23 protein-coding genes are annotated in these 22,694 nt (G+C 70.4%); 17 read left to right on the forward strand and 6 right to left on the reverse strand.

All coding sequences use genetic code 11. The features are described 5' to 3' along the window. The first annotated feature begins 137 nt into the window (after positions 1-137). The 4 genes from ASE20_RS06320 to ASE20_RS25815 all read left to right on the forward strand — a co-directional run bounded on the left by ASE20_RS06320 (position 138) and on the right by ASE20_RS25815 (position 4,255). Positions 138-788, forward strand: a complete 651-nt coding sequence (locus tag ASE20_RS06320; RefSeq protein ID WP_056893651.1) for a hypothetical protein — start codon at positions 138-140, stop codon at positions 786-788. 42 nt (positions 789-830) lie between these two features. After that, positions 831-2,639, forward strand: coding sequence for a peroxidase family protein (locus tag ASE20_RS06325; protein WP_056893652.1), 1,809 nt, complete (start codon positions 831-833; stop codon positions 2,637-2,639). Between the two features lie 52 nt (positions 2,640-2,691). Continuing rightward, complete coding sequence (locus ASE20_RS06330) at positions 2,692-4,062, forward strand: L-serine ammonia-lyase (protein WP_056893653.1); 1,371 nt, start codon at positions 2,692-2,694, stop codon at positions 4,060-4,062. A gap of 70 nt (positions 4,063-4,132) precedes the next feature. Continuing rightward, on the forward strand, positions 4,133-4,255 hold the full coding sequence (locus tag ASE20_RS25815) for a hypothetical protein (protein WP_263969885.1): 123 nt from the start codon (positions 4,133-4,135) through the stop codon (positions 4,253-4,255). 269 nt (positions 4,256-4,524) lie between these two features. Here ASE20_RS25815 and ASE20_RS06335 read toward each other — a convergent pair whose 3' ends face one another. Continuing rightward, positions 4,525-5,328: a maleylpyruvate isomerase N-terminal domain-containing protein gene (locus ASE20_RS06335; protein ID WP_056893654.1), complete on the reverse strand. Its 804-nt coding sequence runs from the start codon at positions 5,326-5,328 to the stop codon at positions 4,525-4,527. A 53-nt stretch (positions 5,329-5,381) separates the two neighbouring features. Further along, a complete protein-coding gene (locus tag ASE20_RS06340) occupies positions 5,382-6,398 on the reverse strand; it encodes a zinc-dependent alcohol dehydrogenase family protein (protein ID WP_056893655.1) in 1,017 nt (338 codons plus the stop codon). A gap of 90 nt (positions 6,399-6,488) precedes the next feature. Between ASE20_RS06340 and ASE20_RS06345 the strand changes: the two genes are divergently transcribed. From ASE20_RS06345 to ASE20_RS06360, 4 genes are all read left to right on the forward strand, one after another. Continuing rightward, positions 6,489-8,030, forward strand: coding sequence for a helix-turn-helix domain-containing protein (locus ASE20_RS06345; protein WP_056893656.1), 1,542 nt, complete (start codon positions 6,489-6,491; stop codon positions 8,028-8,030). After that, complete coding sequence (locus tag ASE20_RS06350; protein WP_056893657.1) at positions 8,030-8,818, forward strand: glycerophosphodiester phosphodiesterase; 789 nt, start codon at positions 8,030-8,032, stop codon at positions 8,816-8,818. The genes ASE20_RS06345 and ASE20_RS06350 overlap by 1 nt, the downstream gene beginning before the upstream one ends. After that, positions 8,815-10,170, forward strand: a complete 1,356-nt coding sequence (locus ASE20_RS06355) for an MFS transporter (protein WP_056893658.1) — start codon at positions 8,815-8,817, stop codon at positions 10,168-10,170. The genes ASE20_RS06350 and ASE20_RS06355 overlap by 4 nt, the downstream gene beginning before the upstream one ends. A 135-nt stretch (positions 10,171-10,305) precedes the next feature. Beyond that, complete coding sequence (locus tag ASE20_RS06360; RefSeq protein WP_056893659.1) at positions 10,306-10,695, forward strand: RNA polymerase-binding protein RbpA; 390 nt, start codon at positions 10,306-10,308, stop codon at positions 10,693-10,695. 9 nt (positions 10,696-10,704) lie between these two features. Here the strand turns inward: ASE20_RS06360 and ASE20_RS06365 are convergent, their stop codons facing one another. The 4 genes from ASE20_RS06365 to ASE20_RS06380 all read right to left on the reverse strand — a co-directional run bounded on the left by ASE20_RS06365 (position 10,705) and on the right by ASE20_RS06380 (position 14,382). Further along, positions 10,705-11,169, reverse strand: coding sequence for an FxsA family protein (locus tag ASE20_RS06365; protein WP_056893660.1), 465 nt, complete (start codon positions 11,167-11,169; stop codon positions 10,705-10,707). Positions 11,170-11,187: 18 nt separating this feature from the next. Continuing rightward, positions 11,188-11,970, reverse strand: coding sequence for a polyprenol monophosphomannose synthase (locus ASE20_RS06370; protein WP_056893661.1), 783 nt, complete (start codon positions 11,968-11,970; stop codon positions 11,188-11,190). Further along, complete coding sequence (lnt, locus tag ASE20_RS06375) at positions 11,960-13,483, reverse strand: apolipoprotein N-acyltransferase (protein ID WP_056893662.1); 1,524 nt, start codon at positions 13,481-13,483, stop codon at positions 11,960-11,962. The genes ASE20_RS06370 and lnt overlap by 11 nt, the downstream gene beginning before the upstream one ends. A gap of 431 nt (positions 13,484-13,914) precedes the next feature. Beyond that, positions 13,915-14,382: an Lrp/AsnC family transcriptional regulator gene (locus ASE20_RS06380; RefSeq protein WP_225869180.1), complete on the reverse strand. Its 468-nt coding sequence runs from the start codon at positions 14,380-14,382 to the stop codon at positions 13,915-13,917. Between the two features lie 27 nt (positions 14,383-14,409). On the opposite strand from ASE20_RS06380, the gene ASE20_RS06385 reads away from it, so the two are divergent. The 9 genes from ASE20_RS06385 (at position 14,410) to ASE20_RS06425 (ending at position 22,694) form a co-directional block, all read left to right on the forward strand. Next, positions 14,410-15,381, forward strand: a complete 972-nt coding sequence (locus ASE20_RS06385) for a 5'-3' exonuclease (RefSeq protein WP_056893663.1) — start codon at positions 14,410-14,412, stop codon at positions 15,379-15,381. 160 nt (positions 15,382-15,541) lie between these two features. Next, a complete protein-coding gene (urtA, locus tag ASE20_RS06390) occupies positions 15,542-16,786 on the forward strand; it encodes an urea ABC transporter substrate-binding protein (protein WP_225869181.1) in 1,245 nt (414 codons plus the stop codon). 86 nt (positions 16,787-16,872) lie between these two features. Next, the gene (gene urtB, locus ASE20_RS06395) at positions 16,873-17,757 is read left to right on the forward strand and encodes an urea ABC transporter permease subunit UrtB (protein ID WP_056893888.1); all 885 of its coding nucleotides are present in this window, start codon (positions 16,873-16,875) and stop codon (positions 17,755-17,757) included. Beyond that, complete coding sequence (gene urtC, locus ASE20_RS06400) at positions 17,754-18,836, forward strand: urea ABC transporter permease subunit UrtC (protein WP_056893664.1); 1,083 nt, start codon at positions 17,754-17,756, stop codon at positions 18,834-18,836. Before urtB ends, urtC begins: the two co-directional genes overlap by 4 nt. Then, positions 18,833-19,654 (forward strand): urea ABC transporter ATP-binding protein UrtD, encoded by an 822-nt coding sequence (gene urtD, locus ASE20_RS06405; RefSeq protein ID WP_056893665.1) that lies wholly within the window; start codon positions 18,833-18,835, stop codon positions 19,652-19,654. Before urtC ends, urtD begins: the two co-directional genes overlap by 4 nt. After that, positions 19,647-20,327 (forward strand): ATP-binding cassette domain-containing protein, encoded by a 681-nt coding sequence (locus tag ASE20_RS06410; RefSeq protein ID WP_056893666.1) that lies wholly within the window; start codon positions 19,647-19,649, stop codon positions 20,325-20,327. The genes urtD and ASE20_RS06410 overlap by 8 nt, the downstream gene beginning before the upstream one ends. A 10-nt stretch (positions 20,328-20,337) precedes the next feature. Beyond that, on the forward strand, positions 20,338-20,640 hold the full coding sequence (locus ASE20_RS06415) for an urease subunit gamma (RefSeq protein ID WP_056893667.1): 303 nt from the start codon (positions 20,338-20,340) through the stop codon (positions 20,638-20,640). 22 nt (positions 20,641-20,662) lie between these two features. Then, complete coding sequence (ureB, locus tag ASE20_RS06420; RefSeq protein WP_082612232.1) at positions 20,663-20,995, forward strand: urease subunit beta; 333 nt, start codon at positions 20,663-20,665, stop codon at positions 20,993-20,995. Then, on the forward strand, positions 20,988-22,694 hold the full coding sequence (locus tag ASE20_RS06425) for an urease subunit alpha (RefSeq protein WP_056893669.1): 1,707 nt from the start codon (positions 20,988-20,990) through the stop codon (positions 22,692-22,694). The genes ureB and ASE20_RS06425 overlap by 8 nt, the downstream gene beginning before the upstream one ends.

Genomic DNA, 22,694 nt, shown 5'->3' on the forward strand with positions numbered 1-22,694 from the left:
CGTCCTCGCCGACGATCAGTGTGGCCGGACACATAGACGGAGCCACGTGGTGCTCGTCACACTGAGCGCCGGGGTCGGACCCGGTCATGGGGACCGGTGTCCCGGCACTCAGGTCCATCGATGACTGGGGGGTTGCGATGACAGAGGCAGCACAGGGCGACCAGGACACCGCCACGCGGCTTGCCGACCTGCGTGCCGCCACCGGTGGTCCGGGGACGGCCGCCGCGGCGTGGACCTGGCTGGAGGAGCTGCGCGGTGCCGCTCGTGAGGACCTCAGGTCCACCGAGCCGGTGCTCGATGCACTGTTCGCGGCCGGGTCCACGCCGACCACGCTCGACGGGGCGACCGAGGGCATCCTCGTCGCCACGACCACGAACCGCGTGCTCGACACCGCGGTGAAGGCGCTCACCAGCGTGTGGATGCCGTGGCGCGGCAAGCGCTTCGACCTCGAGTCGGGCAGCGGCGACAACCGGATGACCGAGTCCTCGAGCCTCGTCGGCAAGCTGCTCTGGCCGCTCTACTCGATGCGCACCGACGATGACGGCAGGTCTGCCTTCGACTTCTCGACGTACGCCGAGCCGGGTGTCGAGGACCCCGATGTCGACGTCCTCGTCATCGACTACGCCGGGATCCCGGACAACCCGGCGCTGGTGATCCGCAGCATCCGCGACGAGCTGGTCGAACTCGTGCCCGGCGTCTACCTCGGGAAGATCTTCTTCAAGATGCCGAAGCTGACCGGTGACGGCGGCTTCGAGCGCATCGGGTTCTTCGCCCTGCGCACCCCCTGACCCGCCCTCCCCTCCCAGGAACCCCCGAAGGAAGCCGAACCGATGGTCCAGTGGCACCAGAACCCCTCCCTCATCCTCCAGCTCAAGGCGCTGTCCGGCGAGCGTGACGACCTGCGGTCGAAGAACCTCTTCGAGGCCGACGACATCCGGCCCGCCGAGGACCCGAAGGAGACGCCGCCGGAGGAAGCGGTCCGTGCCCGGACGCCGGACGGCACCTGGAACGACCTCGGCTGCAAGCACATGGGCGCCAAGGGCACCGGCTTCGGCCGCAACGCGCCGATCGCGCGGACCACGCCGGACCTCAAGCGCCTGCTGGACCCCGACCCGCGGATGATCAGCGAGCGGCTGATGGCGCGCGACGAGTTCAAGCCGGCCGGGATCATCAACGGCCTCGCCGCCGCGTGGCTGCAGTTCGAGAACCACAATTGGTTCTTCCACGGCGACGGCGTCCCGGACCGCACCATCGACATCCCGCTGCGCGATGGCGACGAGTTCCCCGAGAACCCGATGCGGATCCGCTCGACGATCCCGATGCACGGCGGCGAGATCGAGTCCGGCTGCCCGGCGCCGGTGTTCGCGAACCAGGAGACGCACTGGTGGGACGGCTCGCAGATCTACGGCAGCGGCCGTGAGCGCCAGGACGAGATGCGCACCTTCGTCGACGGCAAGATCAAGGTCGGCGACGACGGGCGCCTGCTCAAGAGCACCATCCCCGGCATCGACCTCACGGGCATGAAGGAGAACTACTGGGTGGGCGTCGGCCTGCTGCACACGCTGTTCTCCCGCGAGCACAACGCGGTCTGTGACGCGCTGAAGAAGGCCTACCCGTCGCTGAGCGACCAGCGCCTCTTCGAGCTCGGCGTGCTCGTCGTCTCCGCGCTGATCGCCAAGATCCACACGGTCGAGTGGACCCCGTGCGTGCTGCGCCACCCGGCACTCCAGATCGGCATGAGCGCCAACTGGTACGGCGCCCTCGGCGAGACCTTCCGCAGCCGGATCGGCCGCGTCGGTGACAGCGAGGCCCTCTCCGGCATCATCGGCTCCTCGACCGACCACCACTCCGCGCCCTTCTCGCTGACCGAGGAGTTCGTCTCGGTCTACCGGATGCACCCGCTCATCGCCGACGACTGGGACTTCTACTCCCTCGAGTCCGGCGAGTTCCTCGAGCACCGCGACTTCACCGACCTCCAGGGCCGCTACACCCGCGACTTCATGGACCGGATGGAGATGGGCGACATGTGGTACTCCTTCGGCCTCGCCTCGGCCGGCGCCGTGTGCCTGAAGAACTACCCCAACGCGCTGCGCAAGCTCACCCGTGTCGACGGCCAGGTCACCGACCTCGCCACCCTCGACATCGTCCGGGACCGCGAGCGCGGCATCCCGCGCTACAACGACTTCCGCGAGGTGCTGCGGATGCCGCGGCGCAGGTCCTTCGACGACATCACCCCCAACAAGGCCTGGGCCAAGGAGCTCGCCGAGATCTACAAGGGCGACGTCGACTCGGTCGACCTGCAGATCGGCATGCAGGCCGAGAAGCCGCCGAAGGGCTTCGGGTTCTCCGACACCGCCTTCCGGATCTTCATCCTGATGGCCTCGCGCCGCCTGAAGAGCGACCGCTTCTTCACCGACGACTACCGTCCGGAGGTCTACACGCAGGTCGGCCTGGACTGGGTCAACGAGACGTCGATGAAGGACGTCATCCTGCGTCACTACCCCGAGCTCGACCCGGTGGTCGGCGACGTGGAGCGGGTCTTCGCGCCGTGGCCCCAGCTCGGCGAGGCCGGCCCCGGCCGGAGGAACCCGGTCATCCGGCTGGCCGACACGGTCAAGTCCTACATGCCGCTCGGCTGACCCGGGCGGCCGGTTCTGGGCCGGATTGTCAGACAAGGTCTAGGTTGGGGGTGTGGCCCTCAGCGTCTTCGACCTCTACTCCGTGGGCATCGGGCCCTCCTCGTCGCACACGGTGGGTCCGATGCGCGCGGCCCGGCTCTTCGCCGAGGGACTGGTCACCGACGGCCTCCTCGACAGCGTGGCGCGCGTCCGGGCACAGCTCTTCGGCTCGCTCGGCGCCACCGGGCACGGCCACGGCTCCGAGAAGGCCGTCGTGCTCGGCCTCGAGGGCGAGGAGCCGGCGACCGTCGACATCGCCACGTACGACGAGCGCGTGGCCGCCGTACGGGATGCGGGGCGGTTGCGGCTCGCCGGTCGGCACGACGTCGCGTTCGGCGCCGACGACCTGGTCCTGCACCGCCGCAAGTCGCTGCCCGGTCACCCCAACGGCATGCGCTTCGAGGCCTGGTCCCCCGACGGCGCGCTGCTCCGCGAGCGCGTCTACTACTCCGTCGGTGGCGGCTTCGTCGTCGACGAGTCAGCGGTCGGCGCGGACCGTGTGGTGGCCGACGAGACGCCGGTGCGCTACCCGTTCGCGAGCGCCGAGGAGCTGCTGAGGACCTGCGCGGAGACCGGCCTGCGCATCAGCGACGTGATGCTCGCCAACGAGCTGTCGTGGCGCACCGAGGCCGAGGTCCGGGCCGGCCTGCTGGAGATCTGGGCGGTGATGCAGGAGTGCGTCCGGGCCGGCTGCGCCGCCGAGGGCGTCCTCCCGGGCGGCCTCAAGGTCCCTCGCCGTGCGCCCGCGCTGCACGCCCGGCTCACCGCCGCGACCGGCGGGGACGACCCGCTGCGCGCGATGGACTGGGTCAACCTGTTCGCGCTCGCGGTCAACGAGGAGAACGCCGCCGGTGGCCGCATGGTCACCGCCCCGACCAACGGCGCGGCCGGGATCATCCCGGCCGTCCTGCATTACTACAGCCGCTTCGTCCCCGGCGCGGACGACGACGGCATCGTCCGCTTCCTGCTCACCGCCGGCGCGGTCGGGGCGCTGTTCAAGCAGAACGCGTCGATCTCCGGCGCCGAGGTCGGCTGCCAGGGCGAGGTCGGCTCGGCCTGCTCGATGGCCGCCGGCGCCTTCTGCGAGGTCCTCGGCGGCACCCCGGACCAGGTCGAGAACGCCGCCGAGATCGGCATCGAGCACAACCTCGGGCTGACCTGCGACCCGGTCGGCGGACTGGTGCAGATCCCCTGCATCGAGCGCAACGCGATCGCCTCGGTCAAGGCGATCAACGCCGCCCGCCTCGCCCTCGTCGGCACCGGGCGCCACACCGTGACCCTCGACCGCGCGATCAAGACCATGCGCGACACCGGCCGCGACATGCACACCAAGTACAAGGAGACCTCGCGGGGCGGCCTCGCCGTCAACGTGATCGAGTGCTGACGCGCCCGACGCCGACGAACCGTGGACGCGGTGCGTGAAAAGTGACGCACGTCATGTCAGGCTGTTACTCATGAGTACTGCCCTGTTCGTCGTGGTCGCCGCCGTCCTGCTCTTCGTGCTGCTCGTGGGCGCGCTGTTCGGCGTGGTCTGGTTCGCGGGCAAGAACGGGCGGAAGGCCCAGCTCCGCGGCTGAGTCCTGCCGCACGTAACGCTAGTTCGCCGATTGGGCAGGAACTGCAGCCGCCGGCCCGAATTTCTGCGGTTTGGGACCAAACCGCAGCCCTGTCGCGACCATCGGACGGCAGACGGTGCCGGCCGAGTTGCCCGTCGACAGCCACCCAGGGGTGCATTCCTGACCCCCACGATTGGGCACGAACTGCATGCCGCGGGCCCGAATTCCTGCGGTTTGGGACCAAACCGCAACCCTTGTCTCCCCCGGCGGACCACCGCCCACCCGGTTCGTCAGTCGATCGCCTGGCCCAGCACCGCCGCAGCGCGGGCCCACACCTCAGGCGCGCCCTCGACCGTGATGCCGCTGTCGTCATAGCGGTGCCAGAGCCAGCCGTCGAGCTGGTCGGCCGTGCCCGTGACGACCACGTCGGCCGCACGCCCGGGCGCCGGGACGACGTGCTGATCGGGCTCACCGGAGCGCACCGTGCCGTCGGGTGCGGTGCCGCCGAACGTGCCGAGCTGGGTCCACACGGAGGCGCCGGTGTCGGTGGCGCGGTACTCGACGTACAGCGGCTCGGGCTCGAAGCGGCCCCAGTCGGGCAGGCCGCCGTACATCACGTCGAGGGCCTCGTCGACGCCGTCGGCGGCGAGCGCCGCGTCCAGGGCGGTCGGTACGCCGGCCGCGAGCTCCGCGTCGAGGCGGTGGATGAGCGCCTCGTGCGCTTGGCGGCGGTAGGTGAACCCGACCCGCTGGGAGTCCTCGGCGGTCGACCACGACCACGCGGCCTCGGCCGGGTCCGCCGCCGCGAGCGCCTCGACGAACGCATCGTGGGTGGCGCGGAAGAAGGCCAGCACCTCGTCGTGCGTGGCGGGACGCACCGGGTCGGCGTAGTCCTCGGGCGGCGCCGGCCGGTGGGTGATCACGTGGTGCCAGAAGTGCTGCACCTCCGCGAGGTGCCAGAGCAGGTCGGTGGCGTCCCAGTCCGGGCAGGACGGGACCCGGGCGGCCGGGTCGCAGGTGGCGAGGACGTCCGCGAAGCGGGCGGACTCGGTGCGGATGTGGTCGAGGTAAGCGGCGTCGCCGAGACGGGTCATGCGGGAGAACCTAGGGGCCGCCACCGACAGCCCGCACGTTGATTGCGGCGCGGTCACGGGGTGAGCATCACCTTGATGGCGCGTCGCTCATCCATCGCGCGGTAGCCCTCGGCCGCGTCCTCGAGCGGCAGGGTCAGGTCGAAGACCTTGCCGGGGTCGATGGTGCGGTCCTGGACCAGCGCGAGCAGCTCGGGAAGGTAGTGCCGGACCGGGGCGATGCCACCCCGCAGGCCGATGTTCTTCTCGAACAGGGTGCGCACGGGCAGCTCGACGCCGTGCGGTACGCCGACGAAGCCGACGCCGCCCATCGGCCGGGTGACGCTGATCGCGGTCTTCATCGACTCGTCGGTGCCGACGCACTCGAGGGCAGCATCGACGCCGAGGCCGCCGGTGATCTCCATGACCTCGGCGATGCCTTCCTTGCCGCGTGCCGCGACCACGTGGGTGGCGCCGAACGCCCGGGCGATCTCCTGGCGGGGCTCGTGGCGCGACATCGCGATGATCCGCTCGGCGCCCATGACGGACGCGGCGAGGACGCCGCACAGGCCGACCGCGCCGTCGCCGACGACGACCGCGGTGCCGCCCTCACGGACCCCGGCGCAGACGGCCGCGTGCCAGCCCGTGGGCATCACGTCGGTCAGGGCGAGGACGGAGGCGAGCAGGTCGTCGGGCGGCGTACCGCCCGTCGCGACGAGGCTGCCGTCGGCCTGGTTGACGCGGGCGTACTCGGCCTGGCCGCTGGAGGTCATCCCGAGGTTCACGCAGGCGGACTGCGCCCCCGCCCGGCAGTGGGCGCAGGTGTTGTCGCAGTGGCAGAAGGGCACGACGACGTAGTCGCCCGCCTTGAAGTCACGGACCTCGCTGCCGACCTCCTCGACGACGCCGATGCACTCGTGGCCGATGGTGGCGCCGGGGCGGATCGGGTTCTCGCCGCGGTAGGGCCACAGGTCGGAGCCGCAGATGCAGCCCGCCGTGACGCGCACGATCGCGTCGGTGGGCTTCTTGATCGTGGGGACGGCGACGTCCTCGACACGGATGTCGCGGGCCGCGTGGATCGTCGTTGCGCGCATGCGGTGAATCCTGCCCCATGGGTCCCGAGTTCCCAGGACGCGCCGTCGCGAGCATTGGCGTTATCTCATATGTGAGTTACCGTCGACAGCATGACGACGGACGAGCCGAACGACGACTACAAGGGCCGGATCGGAAACCTGATCCGCGACGCCCGCAAGCACCGCGGCCTGACCCAGGCCCAGCTCGCCGAGCGGCTGGCCACCAGCCAGAGCGCGATCAACCGCATCGAGAAGGGGCACCAGAACCTCTCGCTCGAGATGCTCGCCCGGATCGGCGCCGCGCTCGACTCCGAGATCGTGGCGCTCGGCGCCGGCCCGACCCACCTGCGGGTGAAGGGCCCGACCACGCTGTCGGGCAGCATCGATGTCAAGACGTCCAAGAACGCCGGTGTGGCGCTGCTGTGCGCCTCCCTGCTCAACCGCGGACGGACCACGCTGCGCAAGGTCGCCCGGATCGAGGAGGTCAACCGGCTGCTCGAGGTGCTCGACAGCCTCGGCGTGCAGACCCGCTGGATCAACGCGGAGAACGACCTCGAGATCATCCCGCCCAAGGAGATCGACCTCACCCGCATCGACGAGGAGGCCGCCCGTCGTACCCGGTCGGTCATCATGTTCCTCGGTCCGCTGCTGCACCGGGTCGACAGCTTCGAGCTGCCCTACGCCGGCGGCTGCAACCTCGGCACCCGCACCGTCGAGCCGCACATGTCGGCGCTGCGCCCGTTCGGCCTCGAGGTCAAGGCGACCGACGGCTGGTACCACGCCCAGGCCAACCGCGCGATCGTCCCCGGCCGCCCGATCGTGCTCACCGAGCGCGGCGACACGGTCACCGAGAACGCGCTGATGGCGGCCGCGCTGCACCCCGGCACGACCGTGATCCGCAACGCCTCGTCCAACTACATGGTCCAGGACCTCTGCTTCTACCTGCAGGCGCTCGGCGTCGAGGTCGAGGGCATCGGTACGACGACGCTGACGGTCACCGGGCGCGAGTCCATCGACGTCGACGTCGACTACTCCCCCAGCGAGGACCCGATCGAGGCGATGTCCCTGCTCGCCGCCGCGATCGTGACCCGCTCCGAGATCACCATCCAGCGCGCGCCGATCGAGTTCCTCGAGATCGAGCTCGCGGTGCTCGAGGAGATGGGCTTCCGCTACGACCGCTCGGAGGAGTACCTCGCGGCCAACGGGCGGACCCGCCTCGTCGACATCACCACGCGCTCCTCGGACCTGGTCGCCCCCCGCGACAAGATCCACCCGATGCCGTTCCCGGGTCTCAACATCGACAACCTGCCGTTCTTCGCGGTGATCGCCGCGGTGGCCGAGGGCACGACTTACCTCAACGACTGGGTCTACGACAACCGCGCGATCTACCTCACCGAGCTCAACAAGCTGGGCGGCCGGGTCACCCTGCTCGACCCGCACCGGGTCCAGATCGACGGCCCGACGTCGTGGACCGGCACCGAGCTCGTCTGCCCGCCCGCGCTGCGGCCCGCCGTGGTCGTCCTGCTCGCGATGCTGGCCAGCAAGGGGACGTCGGTGCTGCGCAGCACCTACGTCATCCACCGCGGCTACGAGGACCTCGCTGAGCGGCTGAGCTCGCTGGGGGCCGAGATCGAGACCTTCCGCGACATCTGATGCCCTACCTCCCCCGGGGCCGGGTGCTGGCGTTCGCGCACCGTGGCGGCGCCTACCACCCGGAGATCGAAGGCCTCGAGAACACGATGGCGGCCTTCCGGCACGCCGCGGCGCTGGGCTACGACTACCTCGAGACCGACGTCCACCTGACCGCTGACGGCGTGCTGCTGGCCTTCCACGACGACGTGCTGGACCGGGTGACCGACCAGCAGGGCGCCGTGCGTGAGCTCACCCTGGCCGACGTACGACGGGCGCGGATCGGGGGCCGCGAGGAGGTCCCGACACTGGTCGACCTCCTCGACGCCTTCCCGGGCGCGCGCTTCAACATCGACATCAAGTCCGACGACGCGGTGGCCCCGCTGGCTCAGCTGGTGCGTGAGCGCGGCCTGTGGGACCGGGTGCTGATCGGCTCGTTCTCCCGCAAGCGGATCCGCCGCTTCCGCGCGCTCACCGACGGCCGGGTGCCCACGGCCGCCGACCCGCTCCAGGTCGTCGCGTGGCGGCTCTCCCCCAGCGCCCGGCTCGCCCGGCTGCTGGCCGGTGGCGGCTTCGCTGCCTTCCAGGTGCCCCACCGGCACCGGCGTCTCGTCGTCGTGACGCCGGGCCTGGTCCGGCGCGCCCATGCCGCCGGGGTACAGGTCCACGTGTGGACCATCGACGACCCGGCGGAGATGGTCGAGCTGCTCGACCTCGGCGTCGACGGGCTCTTCACGGATCGGACCGATCTGCTCAAGGATGTGCTCCAGGGACGCGGCCAGTGGTGGTCGCTGGGAGGGACGACGCCATGAGCGACCAGTCGGGGATCGCCGACCTGAGACCGCTGTACGACGCGCGCGAGCAGCGCGCCTGGTACTTCACCGACTGGGCCGCCTCGGCGTTCCAGACCACGGTCGCGGGGGTGCTCTTCGCGCCCTACCTGATCTCCGTGGCCGAGAACGCCGTCGGTGAGCACGGGCGGATCCACCTGCTCGGCCTGTCGATCGCGCCGGGCTCGCTGCCGTCGTACGTCATCACGCTGTCGACCGTCCTCAGCGTCTTCTTCTACCCGGTCATCGGGGCCCTCGCCGACCGCACGGCGCGCAAGCCCGACCTGCTGGTCGCCTTCTCGTGGATCGGCGCCACCGCGGCCGGTGCGCTCTTCTTCATGAGCGGCGAGAACTGGATGTTCGGCAGCATCGCGTTCATCGTCGCCAACCTCGCCGGCGGCGCCGCCATCGTGGTCAGCGACTCCGTGCTGCCCCTGATCTCGCGCGAGGACGAGCGCGACCGGGTGTCGTCGGTCGGCTGGGCCTACGGGTACGCCGGCGGCGGGCTGCTGCTCGCCGTGAACTTCGCCGTCGTGACCTTCCACGACGCCCTCGGCCTCGACAAGGAGATGGCCGTGCGGCTGTCCCTGCTGTCGGCCGCGGTGTGGTGGGCGGCGTTCATGGTGATCCCGTGGCGCGGCATCCGCCGGCACGAGCCGGTCGACGTCGAGGAGGTCGAGGGCGGTCTCCTCGCGCGCTCCTTCGGCCAGCTCTGGGCCACCCTGAAGGACCTGCGCAACTACCCCGTCGCACTGACCTTCCTGCTCGCCTACCTGTTCTTCAACGACGGCATCCAGACCGTGATCGCCTCCGCGTCCACCTTCGGCATCGAGGAGCTGGACTTCGAGGAGGGCACCGTCCTCGGCACGTACCTGCTGGTGCAGGTCGTCGCGATGTTCGGCGCCATCGGTTTCGGCCGGGCCGCCGCGCGCTTCGGCGCCAAGCGGGTGATCCTGGCCGGCCTGGTCGGCTGGATGGGCATCGTCACGGTGGCGCTCGTCGTGCCGAAGGGGCAGCTGGTGCCCTTCCTGGTGCTCGGCGTGGCCATCGGCATCGTGCTGGGCGGAACCCAGGCGCTCGCGCGCTCGTACTTCTCGCTGTTCATCCCCCGCGGCAAGGAGGCGGAGTACTTCAGCCTCTACCACGCCATGGACCGCGGGACGTCCTGGTTCGGCACGCTCACCTTCGGCCTCGTCTACCAGTACACCGACTCCTACCGGCCCGCGATCTTCGCCCTGATCGCGTTCTTCGTGGTCGGCGGGCTGCTGCTCCTCCGCGTCGACACCGAGCGGGGCATCCGGGAGGCCGGCAACGTCGCTCCCCCGGTCATCTGATCGGCCGTCCCCCTCCGACTGGTGGTCGCGCTGCCGATCTGCCACTGTGACCTGATCTGGCAATCGTCGGGCATGGAACTTTTTACCGGCGGGTAGCGTTGTCAGACAGAGACAAACACGGGAGGTGGAGTTCTCATGGCTGAGCGAACACTGCGTGGCGCCCGATTGGGGGGCCAGTCGTTCGAGGACGAGCGGGGCATCGAGTTCGCGGCTCGGCAGCAGGTGGGCTACAAGTGTCCCCAGGGCCACGACTTCGAGATCACGATGTCCATCGAGGCCGAGGTCCCGGCGATCTGGGAGTGCCCGCGCTGCGGCCTGGAGGCCGAGAGCACGGCCGGCATCGAGCGCGAGGTCAAGGTCGAGAAGCCGCAGCGCACCCACTGGGACATGCTGCTGGAGCGGCGCTCGGAGAAGGAGCTCGAGGAGATCCTGACCGAGCGGCTCGAGCTGCTGCGTGGCGGCGAGATCGGACCCGCGCACCTGCACCGCGCCAACGCGCGCAAGAAGAAGCCGGCGAAGGCCTGACCTGACGGGTCAGTCGTCGACGACCTCGCCCTGGACCACGTCGGGTCCGGGGCGAGTGCCATTTCCGGGCATGGTGGTCGCCCGCTTCGCGACCTGGTTGACGGCGTACGACGTCAGCAGGCCCCGGAACACGGGCCGGGTCACCGGCAGGATGAGCAGGATGCCGAGGGCGTCGGTCACGAAGCCGGGGCTGAGCATGAACGCCCCGCCCAGGACGACCAGGGCGCCGTCCGCGAGCTCGCGGTGCGGCATCTGGCCGGTCTCGATCCGGGTGCGCAGCGCCTGCCAGGCCCGCCGTCCCTCGCGCTTGATCAGCCAGGCGCCGAGGATGCTGTCGAGCACGAGCAGCAGGATCGTCCACCAGGGCCCGATCGCCTGCCCGACCTGGATCAGGACGTAGATCTCCAGGACGGGCATCACCACGAAGGCGAGGAACAGCAGGACTGCTGCCCGCCGGCTGCGGCGGCGACTCATCGGGACCTCATGCGCACGTCATCGGCTCGGGACCAGCTCCTTCTGCGCCGTGGGGCGGCCCTTGACCTGCTCCCAGCGCTCACGCAGTCCCCAGGCGGTGATCCGCTTGAGCGACTCCAGGGCGACCTGCCCACTCATCTTCGACTCGCCGCGTACCCGCTCGACGAACTCGATCGGCACCTCGCGCACGGTCAGCCCGGCGCGGAGGGTCCGGCTGACGAGGTCGGTCTGGAAGACGTAGCCGGTCGAGCGGACGCTCTCCAGCTGCAGCTTCTCCAGCGTGGTGCGGCGGAACAGCCGGTAGCCGGCGGTCGCGTCGCGGACCTGGATGCCGAGCAGCGTCCGGACGTACCAGTTGCCACCGCGCGAGAGCACCTCACGCTCCCACGGCCAGTTGACGACCGATCCGCCCGGGACCCAGCGCGACCCGATCACCAGGTCGGCGTCCAGCAGGCCGGTCAGCAGGCGCTGGAGCTGCTCGGGCTGGTGGGACCCGTCGGCGTCCATCTCGCCGATCACGTCGTAGCCGCGCTCGAGGGCCCACGCGAACCCCGCGAGGTACGCCGCCCCGAGGCCCTCCTTCGTCGTGCGGTGCAGCACGTGGACCTGCGCGTCGGCCGCCGCCAGCTCGTCGGCGATCGCGCCGGTGCCGTCGGGAGAGCCGTCGTCGACGACGAGGACGTCGAGGGTGGGCTGCGCAGCACGCAGGCGGCCGACGATCCAGGCGACGTTCGTCGCCTCGTTGTACGTCGGGACGACCATCACGACTCGGCCGAGGTCGGGGGTGTGGTCAGCAAGCATCGGTGGGCTCCTTCGCCGGGACTTCCACGGGCCCGGCAAACTCTCGCCTTCGACGGTACGCGATGGCACCAGCGACGAGAGCGCCGAGGGTCGATCCGGTGAACAACCGGGTCGGCCACGCCCCCAGCCACATCGCGGGCGTCAGCTCGGTGCTCAGCCCGACCTTCTCGACGAGGACGCTGGTGCTGCGGATCCCCGCCGTGGCAGCCACCGAGCCGTCGGGACGGATCACGCCGCTACGGCCGTTGGTCGAGGCGACCGTCAGCCAGCGGCCCGCCTCGATGGCACGCAGCCGCGTGATGGCGAACTGCTGCTCGATCTGGTGGGTGAAGATGAAGCTCGCGTTGCTGGTCTGCACGGTCAGCAGCTCGGCGCCGTCACGGACCTGGGGCGGCATCACGTCGTCGTAGGCGACGTCGAAGCAGATCGCGTCGGACACCCGCAGGCCGGCGACGCGGAGCGGCTCGGTGCGGGTGCCGCTCTTCATGTCGCGGGTGATCAGGGCGAGCTGGCCGAACTTGGGGTCCCAGAGGTCACGGAACGGGATGTACTCGCCGTACGGCACCGGGTGGTGCTTGGTGTAGCGGTCGCCCGGGCCGCTCACCGGGTCCCAGACGATGCCCTGGTTGAGCACGTACTTCTCGCCCTCGTCGACGATCCCGCCGACGACGACCGGGACGCCGATCGCGCTCACCGCCTCGTTGATCCCGCTGTTGACCGGCAGGTCCTCGAACGGGTCCACGGCCGTGGAGTTCTCGGGCCAGAGCACGAAGTCGGGTGCCGCGACCTTGCCCGCGGACACGTCGGCGGCCAGCTTCACCGTGGCGTCGACGTGGTTCTCGGTGACCCCGCGCGGGTCCCAGAGGATGTCGTTCCCCGGCCCCGGTACGTCGCCCTGCACGACCGCGACGGTCGCCGTACCGCTCTGGGCGAGGGTGATCGGCCAGACGGCGGGGACCACCATGATCGCGAGCAGGCCCACGAGGGCGCCGGTGTCGCGGAGGGTGCGCTTCTCGACGGCCTGCGCGAGCAGGAAGCCCAGCAGCGCCAGCAGGAAGGACAGGCCGGTCATGCCGACGTAGGCGACCGCGGGCGCGGCAGGCGTGTCGATCGCCGCGAAGGCGAGGCGGCCCCACGGCATCCCGCTGAACGGCCAGCCGCTGCGGACGGTCTCCATCGTGGTCCACGTCGCCGCCATCCAGACCGGCCAGAGAGGGAGCCGGCGCAGCAGGGGCGTCGCCACGCCCATCAGCCCGTAGAACGCGGCCTCGACGGCGGACAGCGCCACCCAGGCGTCCGGGCCCACGGAGGCGCGCATCCACTCGATGTGGCTGAAGTAGAAGGCGATCCCGAACACCAGCCCGACCACGCCCGCGCGCCGCACCGACAGGCCGGCGGTCACCAGCGCGAAGCCGGCGACGCCGAGGGGCAGCAGCCACGCCAGGGCCAGCGGCTCGAAGGACGCGGTGAGGAGGACTCCCCCGAGGACCGCGAGGAACGAGCGCTGCAGCACATACCGAGCCTAGTGGGCCGCTCGTGAGCAGCCGACCTTGCAGGGCTCGGAAGGGCCGGGGCCCGCCTTCGGACCATCCCGACATCCGACCGGCTGCCGACGCGCGCGACGTTGTCTAGGGAGAACCCGGGCCCTTCCGGTCCGCTCTCGAGGAGCGAACCGACCTCCGCGAACCGTCTTCGGGTGGAGCTGGTGCGACTCCCCCGACATCACGGCCACTCGGACGTCGGTCCGCCGGCCACGACCTGCACGAGCGAACGAGTCCGTACTCTGGTCAGCCGGTCTCACCCTGTCAACCGGCGCCTGACCTGCGAAGATCCGCGTTCTCGCAGGTCAGCGAGCCGTCGGCAAGAGCGAAAAAGTCGGGAAAATTCCGGGATCCATCGGCGTGTCGCGCGGCGCCACGCCGATCGGCGTGCAAAAGCCGCCGATCAGTGCTCGGAGACGGGCCGGTTCTCGTAGTAGGTCGAGAGCACGATGGTGGTGCGCGTCGAGACGTTCGCGGCGGTCCGGATGCGGCCCAGCAGGCCCTCCATCTCGGCCGGCGAGGTGGTGCGCACCTTGAGGATGTAGGACTCCTCGCCCGCCACCGACCAGCACGACTCGATCTCCGGCATGCCGATGAGACGGTCCGGGCAGTCGTCGGGCTGCGAGGGGTCGATCGGCCGGATCGCGATGAACGCCGTGAGCGGCAACCCGATCTCGGCGTAGTTGACGGTGGCGCCGTAGCCGAGGATGAGACCGCGCTGCTCCAGCCGCTTCACGCGCTGGTGCACGGCCGAGGTCGACAGTCCGGTGGCCCGCCCGAGATCGGTGTAGGACATGCGTCCGTCCTTGGCCAGGAGCTCCAGGATCTGACGGTCGGTCGCCTCGACCGCTGGATTGCTGCTCTGACTCACGTGCCCACCCTATTAGGGTTGCCGTCGATGACTGAGCGCCTTCTACTCCTCGATACGGCCAGCCTCTACTTCCGGGCCTTCTTCGGCTCGCCGGAGATCCTGTCGCCGGGCGGCACCAACGTGAACGCGGTGCGCGGCCTGCTCGACTACATCTCGCGGTTGACCGAGCAGTACGAGCCGACGCACCTGGTTTGCTGCTGGGACGACGACTGGCGTCCGCAGTGGCGCGTCGACCTGATCCCGACCTACAAGGCGCACCGCGTCGTCGAGGAGGTCGCCGGCGCGCCTGTCGCCGAAGGCAGCGGGGAGCGAAGCGACCGACGCTATGTCGAGGAGGTCCCCGACCCGCTCGAGCAGCAGGTGCCGATCATCCGCGAAGTCCTGGACGCCTTCGGCATCGCCGTCATCGGTGCTCCCGGCTACGAGGCCGACGACGTGATCGGCACGCTCGCCACGGGCGCCGGGATGCCGGTCGACGTCGTCACGGGCGACCGCGACCTGTTCCAGCTCGTCGACGACGAGGCCGCGGTCCGGATCCTGTACGTCGGGCGCGGGGTCGGTCGGCACGAACGGGTCGACGAGGCCTGGGTCCTGGAGAAGTACGGCGTGCGCGCCGGCCAGTACGCCGACTTCGCCACCCTGCGCGGCGACGCCTCCGACGGACTGCCCGGCGTGAAGGGGGTCGGCGAGAAGACGGCTGCCTCCCTGCTGCAGAAGTACGACGACATCGCCGGCATCCGTGCCGCCGTCGAGGACCCCTCGAGCGACCTCGGCCCCGGGCCGCGGCTGAAGATCCGCGACGCGTCCGACTACCTCGACGTCGCCCCCACCGTCGTGGCCGTCGCCCGCGACATCGACCTGCCCCGGGACCACCTCGCACTCCCGAAGGCCCCCGCCGACGCGGACCGGCTCGCCGGGCTCGTCGAGGAGTGGGGGCTGGCCACGCCGGTCGCGCGGCTCACCGGAGTGCTGGCCGGACTGGACGGACCGGCGACGTAACACGGCCGTGCCCTGATGTAACAGCCACTTCATTCCATTTGGTAGTAATCCGAAATCAGCCCTTCCTAGGTTCATCGTCACCGGGGCCCGACGTCGTGCCCCCTGGCCCAGCACCCGCCTCCCGAGACGGCGGGTGCGATGACCGAGAGGGTTGTCCCCTGTGTTCCACTCCCGCACCCGCCTGGCGACCGGCACCGCGCTCGCACTGACCACCGCACTGAGCCTCAGCGCCTGTGGCGGATCCAAGTCCGGGGAGTCGAGCGCAGCCGAGAGCTGCGTCGACACCTCGGGCGACACCATCAAGCTGGGTTTCCTGAACTCCACCTCCGGGGCGATGGCGATCAGCGAGCAGACCGTCCGCGACTCGCTCGCCATGGCCGCCGAGGAGATCAACGCCTCCGGCGGGATCCTCGGCAAGAAGATCGAACCGGTCGTCGAGGACGGCGCCAGTGACCCGGCGATCTTCGCCGAGAAGATCGAGAAGCTGCTGACCGGCGACTGCGTCGCCGCGGTCTTCGGGGGCTGGACGTCCGCCTCCCGCAAGGCGATGCTCCCGGTCGTCGAGGCTGACAACGGCCTGCTGTTCTACCCGGTGCAGTACGAGGGTCTCGAGGCCTCGAAGAACATCTACTACAGCGGCGCCACCACCAACCAGCAGATCATCCCGGCGATGGACTTCCTCAAGTCCCAGGGCGTCAAGACGCTCTTCCTCGCCGGGTCCGACTACGTCTTCCCGCGGACGGCGAACAAGATCATCAAGCAGTACGCCAAGGAGCTCGGCATCAAGATCGTCGGCGAGGAGTACGTCCCGCTCGACGACGACGACTGGACCACCCAGGTCGCCAAGATCGCCGACGCGAAGCCCGACTTCGTGTTCAACACGATCAACGGCTCGTCCAACGTCGGCTTCATCAAGGCCTACTACGAGCAGGGCCTCAGCCCGGCGACGTCGCCGATCATCTCGGTGTCCATCGCCGAGGAGGAGGCGCCGGCGATGGGCAAGGACGTCACCGGCCAGTACGCCGCGTGGAACTACTTCCAGTCGGTGAAGAGCCCCGCCAACGAGACCTTCATCAAGGCCTTCCAGGCCAAGTACGGCGCCGACCGGCCGACGTCCGACCCGATGGAGGCGGCGTACACCTCGCTGTACCTCTACAAGGCGCTCGTCGAGAAGGCCGACTCCTTCGACGTCGACAAGATCAACGACTCCGCCGACGGCGTCAGCTTCGACGCGCCCGAGGGCACCGTCACGATCGACGGCGAGAACCACCACATCGCCAAGACCGGCCTGATCGGCCGGATCAACAAGGACAACCAGTTCGACGTGGTGTGGTCGTCCGAGGAGCCGATCGAGCCCGACCCGTTCCTCAAGGGCTACTCGTGGTGGGACCCGAGCGCGAGCTGATCTGAGCCTCGCCTCCGAACGTTCCTCCCGCCCGGGGTGTCGTGCTCGCGCAGCACGGCACCCCGGGCCTCCCCCAGGAGACCCACGTGGACGCCTTCACCACCCCGCTGCTCGCCGGTACGGCGACCGGCGCACTGCTCCTCATCGCCGCCCTCGGCCTGGCCCTCACCTTCGGCCAGATGGGCGTGATCAACATGGCGCACGGCGAGTTCCTCATGGCCGGCGCCTACACGACGTACCTGACCCAGCAGGTCGTGACGAACACCGACCTGTCGATCCTCGTCGCCCTCCCGGCCGCCTTCCTGGTGGCCGGTGCCCTCGGCCTCCTGCTGGAGGTGGCGATCATCCAGTGGATGTACCGTCGCCCGCTCGACACGCTGCTGGTCACCGTCGGCGTCAGCCTCCTGCTCCAGCAGCTCGCCAAGGACGTGTTCGGCGCCCAGGGCGACCCGGTGCAGACGCCCGGCTGGCTCGACGGCAACATCGACGTCTTCGGCTACCACTGGCCGTACCGGCAGATGTTCACGATCCTGCTGGCCGTGGCCGCGCTGGCCGCGCTGGGGGCGCTGCTGAGGTACACCTCCTACGGACGGCAGATCCGGGCCACGGTCCAGAACCGGGACCTCGCGGAGACGATGGGTGTCTCGACGCGCACGGTCGACCGGGTGACCTTCTTCGTCGGCTCCGGGCTCGCCGGGGTGGGCGGGGTGGCGGTCTCGCTGATCTCCGGCACCAACCCGAACCTCGGGACGACCTACATCATCTCGGCGTTCCTCGTCGTGGTGGCGGGTGGCCTCGGCCAGCTCCGCGGCACCGTCATCGCGGCGTTCACGGTCGGGGTGGTGACCGCCTTCTTCACCGACTGGTTCAGCTCGAGCATGGCGCAGGTCCTCACCTTCGCGCTCGTCGTCGTCTTCCTCCAGCTCAGGCCGCAGGGCCTGTTCACCGTGCGCACCAGGGGTCTCGCATGAACCGGCTTCTCCCGCTCGCCCGTACCTGGGGCCCGCTGATCGGCATCGCCCTGGTCGCGATCGCCCTGCTCGTGGTCGCGCCGGCCGTCCTCAGCCCGTTCCGGCTCAACAACCTCGGCAAGTACGTCTGCTGGGCGATCGCCGGCGTCGGCATCGGCCTGGCCTGGGGGCGCGGCGGCATGCTGGTGATGGGCCAGGGTGTCTTCTTCGGCCTCGGCGGCTACGCCATGGCGATGCACCTCAAGCTCGAGGCCGCGATGGCGACCGGCGGTCCGGACGCGATCCCCGACTTCATGGTCCTCTACGGCGACGGCACGATGCCCGGCTGGTGGGAGCCCTTCCGCAGCGGCGCCTTCACGCTCTTCGCGATCGTGGCCCTCCCGGCGGTCGCGGCCACGATCCTGGGCTGGGCGATCTTCAAGAGACGGGTCAAGGGCGCCTACTTCGCGATCCTGACCCAGGCGCTGGCGGTGGCCTTCGCGACCCTGCTGATCGCGACGATCAAGCAGACCGGCGGGTTCAACGGCCTCAACCAGTTCACCCTGTTCTTCGGCTACAACCTCTACGACCCGGTCAACAAGAAGATGATCTACTCGATCGCTGCCGCAGTGCTGGTGGTCTGCCTGGTCGTCGTGTGGCAGCTTTACCGCAGCCGCTTCGGCGAGCTGCTGGTCGCCACGCGCGACGCCGAGGAGCGGGTCCGCTTCCTGGGCCACGACCCGGCCAACATCAAGCTGGTGGCCTTCATCGTGGCCGCGATCATGGCGAGCATCGGCGGCGCGCTCTTCGCGCCGATCACCGGGATCATCTCCCCCAGCGACGTCGACGCCACGGCCTCGATCTTCCTGATCGCCGGCGTCGCCCTCGGCGGCCGGGCGCTGCTGCTCGGCCCGGCGCTCGGCGCGTTGGCGGTCGGCTACGGCCGCACGGCGCTCTCGGAGTCCTTCCCGGACCAGTGGACCTACTTCCTGGGGCTGCTGTTCATCGTGGTCATCCTCTTCTTCCCCTCCGGCCTCGGCAACGCGTGGTCGCAGGTCACCCAGCGGCTCCGTCCCCAGCACCAGGAGGCGACCCGATGAACGACGACTACCTCGAGATCCGGGACCTGACCGTCGAGTTCGACGGCTTCCGGGCCATCGACGGAGTGGACCTGACCCTGCTCCAGGGGCAGCTGCACTTCCTGATCGGTCCGAACGGCGCGGGGAAGACCACGCTGGTCGACGCGGTCACCGGCCTGGTGCCCGCGACCGGGCTGGCGCGCTACCGGCACCGCGACCTGCTCGCGACCAAGTCCCACCGGATCGTGCGGGCCGGCATCGGTCGTACCTTCCAGACCGCGACGGTGTTCGAGGGCCTCTCGGTCCTGCAGAACCTCGACATCGCCGGCGGCATCCACCGCTCGGCGTGGAAGATGGTGCTCGCCCGCCGCGGCACGCCGTCGTACGTCGAGGAGGCGCTCGAGACCATCGGGCTCTCGCACCTGCGCGACCGGCCGGCCGGGGTGCTCGCCCACGGCCAGAAGCAGTGGCTCGAGATCGGCATGCTGCTGGTCCAGGACGCCCGCGTGATGCTGCTCGACGAGCCGGTCGCGGGCATGAGTGCCGAGGAGCGCGAGGAGACCGGTGAGCTGCTGCGCCGCATCGGCCGGGAGCGGACGATCGTCGTCATCGAGCACGACATGGACTTCGTGCGCAGCTACGCCGACGTCGTGACGGTCATGCACGCCGGCAAGGTGCTCGCGGAGGGAAGCGTCGCCGAGATCCAGGCCGACCCCCGGGTCCAGGAGGTCTACCTGGGCCGGCAGGCGGAGGCAGGTGCGCCCGAGACGAGTGGTGCCGAGACGAGTGGTGCCGAGACGAGTGGTGCCGAGACGAGCCAGGAGGCCGGCCATGCTTGAGCTGCGCGACGTGACCGCCGGCTACGGCCGGACCCGGGTCCTCGAGAACGTGTCACTGGAGGTGCCCCAGGATGGTGCCGTGGCCGTGATGGGCCACAACGGCGCGGGCAAGACGACCCTGCTGCGAGTGGCGGTCGGCCTGCTGCCGGTGATGAGCGGCCAGGTCCTCATCGACGGCCAGGACGTGACCCGCCTGCGGCCGAACAAGCGGGTGGCCCGCGGCCTGGGCTACGTCCCCCAGGGGCAGCTGTCGTTCCCCCAGATGACGACGCTGGAGAACCTGCAGCTCGTCGACACCGACCGCTCGGCGATCGACGGCGTGCTCGACACCTTCCCGGCGCTGCGCGACCTCCTCGGCCGCCGCGCCGGCCTGCTCTCCGGTGGCCAGCGCCAGCAGCTCGCCATCGCACGCACCCTGCTGACCAAGCCGCGGCTGCTGATCCTCGACGAGCCGACCGAGGGCATCCAGCCCAACGTGGTGGCCGAGATCGAGGGCGTGATCACCGCACTGACGGCACGGGGCGACCTGTCCGTGCTGCTGGTCGAGCAGCACGTCGGCTTCGCGCTCCGCAGCACCGGCTCGTACTACGTCCTCGAGTCCGGACGGGTCACGTCCAGCGGCGAGGGCGGCCCGGGGGCCCTCGCCGCCGTCCGCGCCGCGATGGCCGTCTGAGGGGGCGACGATGCACCTGACCCCCTCCGACACGGAGAAGCTGCTGCTGAGCGTCGCCGGCATGGTCGCCCGCGACCGCCTGGACCGGGGTGTCCTCCTGAACTACCCCGAGTCCGTCGCGCTGCTGTCCTGCTGGGTGATCGAGGAGGCGCGCGCCGGCGCCCTCGTCGTCGAGCTCATGGAGCGCGGCCGCGAGGTGCTCCGGCGCGAGCAGGTCATGACGGGCGTCCCCGAGATGCTCGTCGACGTCCAGGTCGAGGCCACCTTCCGGGACGGGCGCAAGCTCGTCACCCTCCACCACCCGATCGCATGAGGAGCGTGCAAGACCAGTGGGAATCGTGACCGACGGCCCGGGCGCCACCCGTCCCGGGCCGGGAACGGTGGTCCTCAACGCGGACCGCTCCCCCGACGAGCGAAGGGTGCTGGTCGTGACCAACACCGGTGACCGGCCGGTCCAGATCGGCTCCCACCTGCACCTGCCGGACGCCAATGCAGCGCTCGCCTTCGACCGCGACGCCGCCCACGGCTTCCGGCTCGACGTGCCGTCCGGCACGTCGCGGCGGTTCGAGCCGGGCGCCTCGCAGGAGGTGGCGATCGTCGCGCTGCGGGGAGCGCGTGTCGTCCCGGGGCTGCAGGTGCGAGCGGGAGCGGGCGACCTCGATGGTTGAGATCAGCCGGGCGGCGTACGCCGCCCTCTACGGACCGACGGTCGGAGACCAGGTCCGGCTCGGGGACACCGACCTGTGGATCGAGGTCGAGCAGGACTGGGTGATCGGCGGCGAGGAGGCGGTCTTCGGCGGCGGCAAGTCGATCCGTGAGTCGATGGCCCAGTCGATGCGCACGTCGGCGGAGGGCGCGCTGGACACCGTCATCACGAACGCGCTCGTGCTCGACCACTGGGGCATCGTGCGTGCCGACGTGGGGATCCGCGACGGCCGGATCGTCGCGCTCGGCCGCTCGGGCAACCCCGACATCGCCGACGGCGTGCACCCGGACCTCGTCATCGGTCCCGGCACCGACGTCGTCTCCGGCGAGGGCAAGATCCTCACCGCGGGCGCGATCGACGTGCACGTCCACCTGCTGTCGCGCTCGCAGCTCGTCGAGGCGCTCGCCACCGGCATCACCACGATCGCCGGTGGCGGCACCGGACCGTCCGAGGGATCGAAGGCCACCACGGTCACGCCCGGCGCGTGGCACCTCGCGAACGTCCACCGCGCGCTCGACTCCGTACCGCTCAACATCCTGCTCTTCGGCAAGGGCAACACGGTCAGCGCCGGCGGCCTCGCCGAGCAGGCCCTCGGCGGCGCCGCGGGCTACAAGGTCCACGAGGACTGGGGGTCCACGCCCGCGGCGATCGACGCCTCCCTGCGCGCGGCCGACGAGTTCGGCCTCCAGGTGGCGCTGCACTCCGACAGCCTCAACGAGGCCGGGTACGTCGAGTCGACCATCGGCGCGATCGCGGGCCGCGGCATCCACGCCTTCCACGCCGAGGGCGCCGGCGGCGGGCACGCGCCGGACATCCTGACCGTGGCCTCGCTGCCGCACGTGATCCCCGGCTCGACCAACCCGACGCTGCCGCACACCGTGAACACGGTCGCTGAGCACCTCGACATGCTGATGGTCTGCCACCACCTGAACCCGCAGGTGCCCGAGGACCTCGCGTTCGCCGAGTCGCGGATCCGGGCGACGACCATCGCGGCCGAGGACCTGCTCCACGACATCGGGGCGCTGTCGATCACCTCCTCCGACGCGCAGGCCATGGGGCGCATCGGCGAGGTGGTCTGCCGGACCTGGCAGGTGGCGCACGTGATGAAGGCCCGGTACGGCGCCCACGGCGACCTCGCCGTCGGTCCCGCCGACAACGCCCGTGCCCGCCGGTACGTCGCCAAGTACACGATCAACCCCGCGGTGGCGCACGGGATCGACCACGAGGTCGGCTCGGTCGAGCCGGGCAAGCTGGCCGACCTCGTGCTCTGGGACCCGCGCTTCTTCGGCATCCGGCCGCAGGTGGTGATGAAGTCCGGAGCGCTCGTGTGGGGGGCGCTCGGGGACCCCAACGCCTCCATCCCGACACCCCAGCCGGTGCTCATGCGGCCGACCCTCGCCGACGACGGCAGCGCGCATGCGGTCAGCTTCGTGTCGCCAGCGGCCCTGGAGGACGGGTTGGAGGAGCGGCTCGGGCTGCGGCGACGGCTGGTGGGCGTGCGGCCCACCCGTGCCCTCACCAAGGCGGACATGGTCAACAACACCGCCCTGCCCCGGATCGACATCGACCCGGAGACCTTCGCCATCGACGTCGAGGGCGAGCGGATCGTCGCCGCACCCGCCGGGGAGCTGCCGCTGGCGCAGCTCTACGCGATGTTCTGA

This window comes from Nocardioides sp. Root240, from assembly GCF_001428825.1.
GTDB lineage: Bacteria > Actinomycetota > Actinomycetes > Propionibacteriales > Nocardioidaceae > Nocardioides.

What these genes read in the sequence shown, in the direction of transcription:
- ASE20_RS06320 (WP_056893651.1), top strand. Translation starts at nt 138, where the DNA reads ATGACAGAGGCAGCACAGGGCGACCAGGACACCGCCACGCGGCTTGCC.
- ASE20_RS06325 (WP_056893652.1), top strand. Translation starts at nt 831, where the DNA reads ATGGTCCAGTGGCACCAGAACCCCTCCCTCATCCTCCAGCTCAAGGCG.
- ASE20_RS25815 (WP_263969885.1), top strand. Translation starts at nt 4,133, where the DNA reads ATGAGTACTGCCCTGTTCGTCGTGGTCGCCGCCGTCCTGCTCTTCGTG.
- ASE20_RS06335 (WP_056893654.1), bottom strand. Translation starts at nt 5,328, where the DNA reads ATGACCCGTCTCGGCGACGCCGCTTACCTCGACCACATCCGCACCGAG.
- ASE20_RS06340 (WP_056893655.1), bottom strand. Translation starts at nt 6,398, where the DNA reads ATGCGCGCAACGACGATCCACGCGGCCCGCGACATCCGTGTCGAGGAC.
- ASE20_RS06345 (WP_056893656.1), top strand. Translation starts at nt 6,489, where the DNA reads ATGACGACGGACGAGCCGAACGACGACTACAAGGGCCGGATCGGAAAC.
- ASE20_RS06350 (WP_056893657.1), top strand. Translation starts at nt 8,030, where the DNA reads ATGCCCTACCTCCCCCGGGGCCGGGTGCTGGCGTTCGCGCACCGTGGC.
- ASE20_RS06355 (WP_056893658.1), top strand. Translation starts at nt 8,815, where the DNA reads ATGAGCGACCAGTCGGGGATCGCCGACCTGAGACCGCTGTACGACGCG.
- ASE20_RS06360 (WP_056893659.1), top strand. Translation starts at nt 10,306, where the DNA reads ATGGCTGAGCGAACACTGCGTGGCGCCCGATTGGGGGGCCAGTCGTTC.
- ASE20_RS06365 (WP_056893660.1), bottom strand. Translation starts at nt 11,169, where the DNA reads ATGAGTCGCCGCCGCAGCCGGCGGGCAGCAGTCCTGCTGTTCCTCGCC.
- ASE20_RS06370 (WP_056893661.1), bottom strand. Translation starts at nt 11,970, where the DNA reads ATGCTTGCTGACCACACCCCCGACCTCGGCCGAGTCGTGATGGTCGTC.
- ASE20_RS06385 (WP_056893663.1), top strand. Translation starts at nt 14,410, where the DNA reads ATGACTGAGCGCCTTCTACTCCTCGATACGGCCAGCCTCTACTTCCGG.
- urtC (WP_056893664.1), top strand. Translation starts at nt 17,754, where the DNA reads ATGAACCGGCTTCTCCCGCTCGCCCGTACCTGGGGCCCGCTGATCGGC.
- urtD (WP_056893665.1), top strand. Translation starts at nt 18,833, where the DNA reads ATGAACGACGACTACCTCGAGATCCGGGACCTGACCGTCGAGTTCGAC.
- ASE20_RS06410 (WP_056893666.1), top strand. Translation starts at nt 19,647, where the DNA reads ATGCTTGAGCTGCGCGACGTGACCGCCGGCTACGGCCGGACCCGGGTC.
- ASE20_RS06415 (WP_056893667.1), top strand. Translation starts at nt 20,338, where the DNA reads ATGCACCTGACCCCCTCCGACACGGAGAAGCTGCTGCTGAGCGTCGCC.
- ASE20_RS06425 (WP_056893669.1), top strand. Translation starts at nt 20,988, where the DNA reads ATGGTTGAGATCAGCCGGGCGGCGTACGCCGCCCTCTACGGACCGACG.